The sequence below is a fragment of the Pedobacter sp. genome, assembly GCF_035566355.1.
Lineage (GTDB): Bacteria > Bacteroidota > Bacteroidia > Sphingobacteriales > Sphingobacteriaceae > Pedobacter.
The window spans coordinates 1-9,617 of the sequence record NZ_DATMRL010000187.1; the positions used below are offsets into that span (position 1 = coordinate 1).

Consider the following 9,617-nt stretch of genomic DNA (forward strand, 5'->3'; position numbering starts at 1 on the left):
CGGGAAAACTGTTTATGACATAGACAGTTATTTTACAAGGAATCTGGTGAACAGGTTTACTTATACGGATCCGTTAACCAATGATGTAAATTATAGAGTGCCAAGGGGAGCTATCGCAGACTTCTCTAATAATTTGTTGCAATCTCAACAATTGCGTGGACAGATCAATTACAATCACAGCATTGGTAAACATGGAATAACGGGTATTTTGGGAAGTGAAATACGACAAATCGAACGTCCTGAAGTTAATTTCAGAGCCTATGGCTATAATCCACTTACTTTAAGTTCAGGCAATGTAGATTACGTGAGTTTTTATCCAACAATATTGCCCGAAGGTCAGGTAGATCAGATTCCGAATCCGATGTATTTTAATAAAAGTATGAACAGGTTCATTTCCTTTTATGGAAACGCCGCCTATACCTATGATGAAAAGTATACTTTTTCCTTAAGTGGGAGGAGAGATGCTTCTAACCTTTTTGGAGTGAATACAAATGAAAAATGGACGCCATTATGGTCAGCGGGGCTAGCCTATCATCTTTCAAAGGCTTCTTTTTATTCCAGTGAGGCAATTCCTTATTTGAAACTAAGAGGATCTTATGGCTTTAGCGGAAATGCTGACCCGTCCCGGGTTGCTTTAACCACAATTACCTATTCTCCCTGGACAAACGAAAATACCCAAACCCAATATGCCTATGTAAGCAGATATGGTAATCCGGAATTGAAGTGGGAAAAGATTCGTACGATTAATTTTGGACTTGATTTTGAAACCAGAAACAGCAGATTAAGAGGAAGTATAGAGTATTACCAGAAAAAGGGAACGGATCTTTTTGGGGCTGCAAGGATTGATTATACAACAGGAATTACCAGTGGTCTGACAAAAAACGTGGCCAGTATGAGCGGTAGTGGTGTTGACATAAATTTGAATTCTCAAAACCTGAAAGGGAGTATTCAATGGAATACTGTGCTAAACTTTAGTACCAACACTGGGAAGGTGACTTCTTATGACCAAAAGGGACCGAAAGGCAGTGATTATATTTCAAGTTCACCGCTGATTTCTGCACTTGTGGGCAAGCCTGTATATGCTATGTTTTCTTTCAAATGGAAGGGGCTTGATCCGAGTACCGGCGACCCCCTTGGATATATAAACGGCCATGTAAGTAAGAATTATGCAGCAATATATGGTGATTCCACTAAGGTGACTGATCTGGTTTATCACGGCTCAGTAATGCCTACACTGTTTGGATCAATAGGAAACGATTTTTCCTGGAAGGGTATCTCTTTGTCGGTAAGGCTAGTGTATAAATTTGGTTATTATTTTAGGAAACCTTCCTTGAACTATAGTCGGTTGTTTGATCTGAGACAGGGTAATTCTGAATTTGCAAGCCGATGGCAAAAGCCAGGGGATGAGCGTGTTACAAATGTACCCTCATTGATTTATCCGGCTGACAATAACCGGGACTTATTTTATAATGGTGCGGAAATCAATGTCGAAAAGGGAGACCATATCCGACTGCAATATGTTACCGCTGGCTACGAGTTTGATGAGCATTTGCTTAAGAAACTGGCCTTTAAAAGCCTTCAATTGTACGCCAGTGTAAGCAATATAGGGGTGCTTTGGCGGGCAAATAAGAAAGGACTCGATCCGGATTATGCTTCTGGTCAGAATTTAGCCCCGTCTAAAACAATTTCATTTGGCTTACGTGTTGGCTTGTAATGCAAATTCATAAAAAAAAATAAATTTATGCAAATAAAAAAATATAGGATATGCATCTTACTGATACTGGGTGTATTTGTAGGATGTAAAAAATTTCTTGATCCAAAACCACTGCAATCCTTAATTGTACCGTCTAATCTTGAAGATCTTCAAGCTTTGCTGGATGATGAAGGAACCATTAATTCACTGGATATTTCGGCAGGAGAAATCAGTTCTGATGACTATTATCTTAACCGTTCGGATTTGGAATCTCTTCCTTATGAAGAGTATAGGAGAATGTATACCTGGCAAAATGACCGCATTTTTAGAAGTACCACTAACGACTGGAGCTCGGCCTATAGAGTTGTTTTTAGTACCAACGTGGTATTGGATAATTTAAGTAAAATAGAGAGAACTCCATCTAACCAAATTCAATGGGAGAATGTAAAAGGCCAGGCTTTATTTGTCCGGGCTAAGCAGTTTTTTTCAGCCGTGCTAACCTGGGCTCCAGCTTATGACCCAGCTACTGCAGATCAGGATCTTGGAGTCCCTTTAAGGTCGACCCAGGATTTTAATGTTTCTTCCTTTCGTGCTAGTGTTTCGGATTGTTACAGACAAGTTACCGAAGACCTGATTTTAGCTGGCTCCCTGCTTTCTGATGAGCCATTAGCAAAAACAAGGGCCTCAAAACCAGCGGCCTGGGGTCTTTTGGCAAGAGTCTACCTTTCAATGGGAGATTATGATAATTGTCTAAAATATACAGATTTGTATTTGCAGAAACGCGGCGGGCTATTGGATTATAATAAGGATATCAATATAGATTTAAGAACCCCTTTTCCAAGGTTTAATAAAGAAATATGCTTTGATAGTTTTCAGAATCATATGATGCTGTCCCAAAGCAGGGCAAAAGTTGATTATAACTTATACAGTTCATATGATGATAATGACCTTCGTAAATCAGCTTATTTCAGGAAAATAGCGGAAAATACATTTTGCTTTAAAGGAAATTATAGTCTAGGTATCTTCGGAGGAATTGCTACTGATGAAGTCTATTTAATGCGTGCAGAATGCCGGGTTAGAAAAGGTGATGTAAAGGGAGCTCTATCCGATTTGAATGCTTTACTGATTAAAAGATGGAAAACTGGTACACTGAAACTTATTGTTATTGAAAATCCTAAGGAACTCTTGAATGTTATTCTCCTTGAACGCAGAAAAGAATTAATCATGCGGGGGTTGAGGTGGATGGATGTAAAACGTCTAAACAGACAAGGGGCCGGTATTGTGCTTAAACGCAGCCTGGACGGGAAAAATTACGAGTTGCCTGCTAACGACAATCGTTATGCTTTGAGTATACCAGAAGACATTCTAGCATATTCTGGAATGGCCCAGAACAAAAGATAATAGATTATTAAGGACATACAGAACACATTCTGTATGTCCTTAACGTCAAATGTTGTTTGATAAGTAATTGCAGTCTACTCAAATAAAGAAAGTTGTAAAGTGAAATTGAAGAATAATAGTGTTCATTATGAAGATGTTGTATAAAATAGTTGTTGATAAATAGTTTTGAATATGTAATTTTACCTTGAGTTAGCCTGACTTGCGATTTAGTAAGATAAGTAGCCTATTGTTAAAATTAGATTTAATGCTCTATGTTGAATACAACCATAACCATAAACGAACAAATTGTAAAAAAACACATTGCTGAAATTGAGCCGACAGACCGGATTATAAATTTGGGTGAAGTTCTGGAAATAGAAAGTGACGACTACGGATTCTCCTGTGTTATTTTTCGTTTAAACCAAAAACAAGTAGTCCGATTTTTAAGCGATGAGGAATTGTGGTGTTATAAATCCTGAGATCTGGTCGTTGATTATCAATAGCCTTCTTTGTAATAAGTTGCTATAATCGTCTCTTTTATCTGTTTTATGTTATTCTGTTCTTTGAATGGCATAATCATATGTTTGAATTTCATAAACTACTTTGGTCATTAAAATCGTAGTTTTGCGGTGTTTATGAAAGAAAAAAATAGAGGTGTGGCAACCGTTTTGGCCTTTGCACTGCTTCCGTTATCAGGTTTTGCAACAGATATTTATATACCCTCTCTTCCAACAATGGCTGCTAAAATGCAGGTAAGTAGCATTGAGGTCCAACTTACCTTAAGTTTGTTTTTAATAAGTTACGGGATTTCTCAATTGTTTATTGGCAGTGTACTGGACAGTTTTGGGAGGTACCGGGTAAGCCTGGTTTCACTGGTTATTTTTGCTTTAGCAAGTATCGTGGTCGCGACAACACATCATATATATTTGATTTATTTGATGAGAATTATTCACGGGCTAACAGTAGGGGCTATTGTTGTAGCTAAGCGGGCATACTTTGTAGATTTATTTACTGGCGATCAACTTAAGCACTATTTAAGCCTTTTCTCCATTATCTGGTCAACAGGTCCAATTGTGGCCCCTTTTATAGGAGGTTACTTACAAAATTTATTTGGCTGGGAATCAAATTTCTATTTTCTGGCTGGACTTGCTGGTGTATTTGCGGTATTGGAATTGATCTATAGCGGAGAAACATTGGTGCATTTTACGGAATTTAACTTCAAAAAAATCGTAAATATTTATAGTACAATGATCACGACAGCTAGTTTTACCCTTGGCATTGTCATGTTAGGCCTGGCTTATTGTATGGTTATGATTTACAACATGACAGGTCCATTTATTATAGAGCATCATCTGAATCTTTCACCGGTTATAGCAGGGTATAGTTCTCTTGTGCTTGGTTTTGCCTGGATGGTTGGCGGTTTTATCGGCAAGGCAACCATCAACCGCCCATTTTTTAAACGACTTGTAGTAAATCTGGTGTTACAGGTTGTTTTTGTTTGTGTGATGTTATTCAGTCTACAGTTCGTTACAAATTTGTTTTCATTGATATTCTTTGCTTTTATTATTCATATCGGAGCGGGGTATACCTTTAATAATTACTTTACTTTTTGTCTTGGAAAGTTTCCTAAAAATGCTGGGATAGCAGGAGGTCTGACTGGTGGTATTACTTACGTAATTGTCTCTTTTTTAAGTTACGGAATTGTAAATATCGTTCCAGCCAAAGATGAAAGAAACCTTAGCTTAAGTTACCTGATCCTGATCCTGCTTTCTGTACTCATTATGCTGATAATTTCCAGGTTGAGGTCTAAATCTCTTCCTGAGACAGAACTCTCGTAGCAACTTTTCCTACTGATAAACCCTGTACAATAATTGAAAACACCACAACAAAATAGGTAACTGCAACCAGCGTGGCTTTATAGGGACCTTCATCCATAGAGAGTACAAGAGCAATGGATACACCACCTCTAAGACCACCCCAAACCAGTACTTTTATGGTGCCGTTGCTGAATTTGTTTTTAAAAGGTATAAGTAATACGGGTATATAAATGGAGATGAAGCGGGCAAATAATACAATTGCAATAGATATTAAACCGATTTTCCAATAGATGGTAATGTTTTTGATGATCAGCAATTCGAAGCCAATAAAAAGGAAAAGAATAGCATTCAGGATTTCGTCAATTAACTCCCAGAATTTATTCAAATAATCTTTCGTTGTGGCAGACATCGCAGTTCTCTGACCATAATTGCCGATAACGATTCCGGCTGCTACCATCGTTAATGGGCCAGAAATGTGCATAGAATGAGCAATTAGATATCCGCCCATAACGACTGAAAGTGTAATAAGGACAGTTACTTTGTAATCATCTATTTTTCTAATGGCATTTGACGCGCCCAGGCCGAGTAATGTGCCCAATAAAAAACCTCCAAGTGCTTCTTTAACGAGCAGCCAGGAAATATTTGCGAAAGAAATATCTATATCTGTTCCTTTTGCAAGTTGTAGAATAACAGCAAAGATCACAACAGCCACGCCGTCGTTGAAAAGGGATTCTCCCGCAACTTTTGTTTCCAATGATTTTTTTACTTTGGCTTCCTTTAAAACCCCCATAACCGCAATTGGATCTGTTGGAGAGATGAGTGCCCCAAACAGCAGGCAGAATATGAACGGTAATTTTACGGAGAATAAAGGACCAATATAAAACAAGAGAAATCCCACCGCAAAAGTGGAGATAATTACACTTACTGTGGAAAAGACCATGATGGGCCAGCGCTGTTCCCGGAGATCTTTTAAGTTAATATGTATGGCCCCCGCAAAGAGTAAGAAATTTAGCATAGCCCCCATGAGCACTTCGGTAAAATCAACATCCTGGAGCAAGGTTGAAAAGTGCGTAAAGATTTTAGGAAATAGATGGCCAGTAACTACTAAAAGAATAGAGGTAAGCATTGCTATAATCATTATACCAATAGTTGATGGCAGTTTAAGATACCTGAGGTTCAAATAGGCGAAAAAAGAAGCAAGTACAATGAGGACTGAAAAAGAATAGTATAATTCCATGAAGTAACGGCTATTAAGTAAAAAAATAATCGATTATTGGCAAAATACTAAAATTGGAAGATATTGTTATCTTGCCTTTTTATTTAAGCAGAATGATTATAACCATACAATGCAAAGATCAACTTGGCCTCGTTGCTGATATTTCCAGGATTTTATCTCAAAATCAGCTGAATATTATTTCTATGCGTGAACATGTGGACAAGGCAGAATGTCGTTTTTTTATGCGGCTGGAAGTGGATGGGTATTCAGACGAAATCTTACTGGAAAAACAGTTGCTGAAAATTTTACCTCCTGACTCGGAAATACAGGTTAATCCTGCGCCAGAGAAAAAGATTGTTGTAATGGTTACTAAAGAGTATCACTGCCTGGCAGATATACTCATACGAAATAGCTTTGGGACATTAGGCGCTTCAATTCTATGTGTAATTGGGAATCATGATCTGTTGAAAGGGATCTGTGAACGTTTTGATATTCCTTTTTTTCTGGTTCCTTATGCCAATGGTAAAGAGTGGGCCGAGGCAGAAACAATCAATAGAATTACCTCATGTCAACCGGATTACATTGTTTTAGCTAAATTTATGAGGGTGCTTTCACCTGAGTTCATTGCCCGTTTCAGAGATAAAATCATAAATATTCACCATTCTTTTTTACCAGCCTTTGCGGGTGCCAATCCTTACAAACAAGCTTTCGAAAGAGGGGTTAAACTTATTGGAGCAACAGCTCATTTTGTAACCAATGAATTGGATGAGGGCCCAATTATTGCGCAGCAGATTGTCCCTGTAAATCATTCTTTTACGGCACTTGACATGGTCAGGTCGGGAAAGGAAATTGAGACTGCAGTACTGGCAAAGGCCATGCGCCTTGTGTTTGATGATCGCGTTTTTGTTGTTCATAACAAAACGGTTGTCTTTGAGCATTAGCGAGTGGCTTTGATTTTCATTGAATTGTAACTCTTTTATTCTTTTATTGCTATTTAAACAGATTAGACGCATATTTAGTAAAGAATTAGCCATTATACTATGTTAGGAGAATTAATAGAAAAGGAATCAATAGAGGTAAGTGAGATTATACCAGCGGAACAAAATCACACAGAAGAATTAAGGGATAAACTAAACGGAGCACAACGACTTGGAAATGAGTTTAAGTCTAAAGCAGAAATTACATTTAACACCAAAGATGGGCCAAAAACAGTGAACACAACGGTTTGGTCAGTAACAGAGAAATATATTCAGCTCAAAAACGGAATTCATATTCCTTTAACGAGCCTGATTGATATAGATTTTTAAAATGGTTTATAAAATTAAAGGGCAATCTAACCGATGCCCTTTAATTTTATACATCTATTGTGCACTTTTCATTTCTTCCAATGCATCTAATATGCCGTCAGCTCCTGGATTGATGCCATCAGGCGATAAATAACTCCATTGAATGATTGCATGTTCGTCTATTACAAATAAGGCCCTATGGCTTTCTCCTTCTTTTGTATCGTAGATCCCATATTTTTTAGATACTTCGCCTTTAGGTTCAAAATCTGCAAGTAAGGGAAAGTGAATTTTTCTTTCCTGAGCGAAAGCCATATGACACCATTTGCTGTCTACTGAAATACCAAGAATTTCTGCATTATATTCATGAAATATTTTTAATGTAGCGCTATATAAGCTCATCTGGTCACTACAAACAGGACTCCAGTCTGCAGGGTAAAAAGCTAAAATAAGACGTTTTCCCCGGAAATCAACAAGGCTTAATTTTTGGTCGGGTGTTGCGTAGAGGTTAAAATCCGGAGCAGGATCTCCTTTTTTCAGAATCATAGTAATAGATTTCAAAGGTTAAAATATAGGAAATGAAATATACAGAATTTTTGAACAAGAAAATAACTACCAGGGATCTCATTAGAAATTATAATAATATATTTGACCTTATTATGAAAGGTATAAGCTCCTTGGAAATGAAGAAAAAATGGATGGTTTTAGGAGTTGTGTGGCTTTTTATTGGCTACAATGCTTTTGGTCAATCGACTTTTAAAGAAAGTGTTCTGGATGAAGAGCCTTATTTTGCACTTCATAATGGCCATTTGAACGATTCTCTTTTTTTAAGGGATTTACGCATATTAAGACATTTTGGGACATTTGATGGTGTTGATAGTTCTCTTTTAAAAGCGCCTGTTCTCGCCAATATGATGATTGAACAAGTGAGGGCCGGGAAACCTGCCACCTACCGGACCCTGGTGGAATATATTATTGATTTTAAAAAGACAGAAGCTTACCGGCAGTTTACAGAAGGACTACAGTTGTTAAAAAGACTACAAGATAAAAAGGTTAATCCAGCAAATTGGGAGGAGGATAAAGTATTATTTGTTCGCATGGGATTTACGGAGAGTGATCTTGATGATTTTAAAAATTATATTTCTGAACCAGCGAAGAGCGAATTCACCTACAAGCAAGCCTATGCTGCATATATGAAAGAAATAGAAGCATTGTCGCCAAAACCTAAAAGGAGTAAATAGCTCTATTCTTATAGCCTATTTGTTTGACCTTAAATTGTTTAGAAGGAGTGATGTACCACTGCCTAAAATTGCCCCAGCAGCAACATCAGTGGGATAATGGACACCGAGATACATTCTGGAATAACCTACCGATCCAGCCCATACAAATGCGGGTGCAATGACGTACCACTTAGGGTAAGCAACTGATAATGCAGTGGCCGAAGCAAAAGTTGTAGAGGTGTGACCAGAAGGAAAGGAAGAACTGGAGGGCCGGGAAACAGGTACTATATTGATGTTTTGAACAAAAGGACGAGGTCTTTTAGCCAGTTGTTTTATAAGTAGTGTTAGTCCATAGGAAATTGCTGTACTGCTGGCAACATACAGAGAATTCTGTCTCATCTCCTTATTGTTCCCTATAACTCCACCAATCAATAAGCCTGCAGGGATTCCAATTTCTCCATATTTGAAAGTATTGGAAAGGAACATCATTGTCTCTGTTTCTGCTGGGCTGCGGTGGTCTGCCAGATGAATCATGATGCGGTCATCGATTTGTGGTGTTTTTATTTGCGCGTTAGAAATAAAAGAAATAAGACTCAGGTTGATTAAGCAAAAGGATAGGTACTTGTTTTTTAATTTTAGCAGCGTCATGATTGTTTTATAAGTTAGTGTTAAATAAAGCTACTATTTTTTATTAAAAACGTAATAAGAGAAGCTGGCAATCGTTTTTATAGTATGCTTAGAATATCATTGAAATGTTAAATTTCTGTTAAATTTAATAGTGTAACTTGTACACTATGTGAAAGGTTTATATATTTGTATCATTAATTCGTTGGTCAGACTTTTGATCAGATTTGAAATAGAGATAAAAATTCTGCCTCATTTAGAATGATTGTTATCAAATCATTTCATAAGAGGAGAATTCAAGAAAAACCCGTTCATACAGGTTTATATTTGGTTAGAATAGGGGAGTGTCTGGATGGAACAACCCTTTCTTTTTTTATAGCTAAT

At 37.4% G+C, this 9,617-nt stretch carries 9 protein-coding genes; 6 read left to right on the forward strand and 3 right to left on the reverse strand.

The features are described from left to right. From VNZ46_RS07335 to VNZ46_RS07345, 3 genes are all read left to right on the forward strand, one after another. Window positions 1-1,714: TonB-dependent receptor domain-containing protein (locus VNZ46_RS07335; RefSeq protein ID WP_325559430.1), on the forward strand; the 1,714-nt coding region annotated here is incomplete at its 5' end. A gap of 27 nt (window positions 1,715-1,741) precedes the next feature. Continuing rightward, window positions 1,742-3,094, forward strand: a complete 1,353-nt coding sequence (locus tag VNZ46_RS07340; RefSeq protein ID WP_325559431.1) for a RagB/SusD family nutrient uptake outer membrane protein — start codon at window positions 1,742-1,744, stop codon at window positions 3,092-3,094. 614 nt (window positions 3,095-3,708) lie between these two features. After that, on the forward strand, window positions 3,709-4,911 hold the full coding sequence (locus tag VNZ46_RS07345; protein WP_325559432.1) for an MFS transporter: 1,203 nt from the start codon (window positions 3,709-3,711) through the stop codon (window positions 4,909-4,911). Here the strand turns inward: VNZ46_RS07345 and VNZ46_RS07350 are convergent. Next, the gene (locus VNZ46_RS07350) at window positions 4,880-6,127 is read right to left on the reverse strand and encodes a sodium:proton antiporter (RefSeq protein ID WP_325559433.1); all 1,248 of its coding nucleotides are present in this window, start codon (window positions 6,125-6,127) and stop codon (window positions 4,880-4,882) included. The two genes, VNZ46_RS07345 and VNZ46_RS07350, sit on opposite strands and share 32 nt — an antisense overlap. 92 nt (window positions 6,128-6,219) lie before the next feature. Between VNZ46_RS07350 and purU the strand changes: the two genes are divergently transcribed. Next, a complete protein-coding gene (gene purU, locus VNZ46_RS07355) occupies window positions 6,220-7,047 on the forward strand; it encodes a formyltetrahydrofolate deformylase (RefSeq protein WP_325559434.1) in 828 nt (275 codons plus the stop codon). 99 nt (window positions 7,048-7,146) lie between these two features. Next, window positions 7,147-7,413 carry a hypothetical protein gene (locus VNZ46_RS07360; RefSeq protein ID WP_108551438.1) on the forward strand — a complete coding sequence of 89 codons (267 nt, stop codon included), beginning with the start codon at window positions 7,147-7,149 and terminating at the stop codon, window positions 7,411-7,413. Window positions 7,414-7,467: 54 nt separating this feature from the next. On the opposite strand, the gene VNZ46_RS07365 is transcribed toward VNZ46_RS07360, so the two are convergent. Further along, window positions 7,468-7,935: a redoxin domain-containing protein gene (locus tag VNZ46_RS07365; protein WP_325559436.1), complete on the reverse strand. Its 468-nt coding sequence runs from the start codon at window positions 7,933-7,935 to the stop codon at window positions 7,468-7,470. Window positions 7,936-8,072: 137 nt separating this feature from the next. On the opposite strand from VNZ46_RS07365, the gene VNZ46_RS07370 reads away from it, so the two are divergent. Next, window positions 8,073-8,630: a hypothetical protein gene (locus tag VNZ46_RS07370; RefSeq protein WP_325559437.1), complete on the forward strand. Its 558-nt coding sequence runs from the start codon at window positions 8,073-8,075 to the stop codon at window positions 8,628-8,630. A 15-nt stretch (window positions 8,631-8,645) separates the two neighbouring features. Here VNZ46_RS07370 and VNZ46_RS07375 read toward each other — a convergent pair whose 3' ends face one another. Continuing rightward, window positions 8,646-9,257, reverse strand: a complete 612-nt coding sequence (locus VNZ46_RS07375; protein WP_325559439.1) for a phosphatase PAP2 family protein — start codon at window positions 9,255-9,257, stop codon at window positions 8,646-8,648. Window positions 9,258-9,617: the final 360 nt, after the last annotated feature.

Excerpts from the sequence above, each read along its gene's own strand:
- VNZ46_RS07360 (WP_108551438.1), top strand. The coding sequence starts at position 7,147 with ATGTTAGGAGAATTAATAGAAAAGGAATCAATAGAGGTAAGTGAGATT.
- VNZ46_RS07345 (WP_325559432.1), top strand. The coding sequence starts at position 3,709 with ATGAAAGAAAAAAATAGAGGTGTGGCAACCGTTTTGGCCTTTGCACTG.
- VNZ46_RS07365 (WP_325559436.1), bottom strand. The coding sequence starts at position 7,935 with ATGATTCTGAAAAAAGGAGATCCTGCTCCGGATTTTAACCTCTACGCA.
- VNZ46_RS07375 (WP_325559439.1), bottom strand. The coding sequence starts at position 9,257 with ATGACGCTGCTAAAATTAAAAAACAAGTACCTATCCTTTTGCTTAATC.
- VNZ46_RS07340 (WP_325559431.1), top strand. The coding sequence starts at position 1,742 with ATGCAAATAAAAAAATATAGGATATGCATCTTACTGATACTGGGTGTA.
- VNZ46_RS07370 (WP_325559437.1), top strand. The coding sequence starts at position 8,073 with ATGAAGAAAAAATGGATGGTTTTAGGAGTTGTGTGGCTTTTTATTGGC.
- purU (WP_325559434.1), top strand. The coding sequence starts at position 6,220 with ATGATTATAACCATACAATGCAAAGATCAACTTGGCCTCGTTGCTGAT.
- VNZ46_RS07350 (WP_325559433.1), bottom strand. The coding sequence starts at position 6,127 with ATGGAATTATACTATTCTTTTTCAGTCCTCATTGTACTTGCTTCTTTT.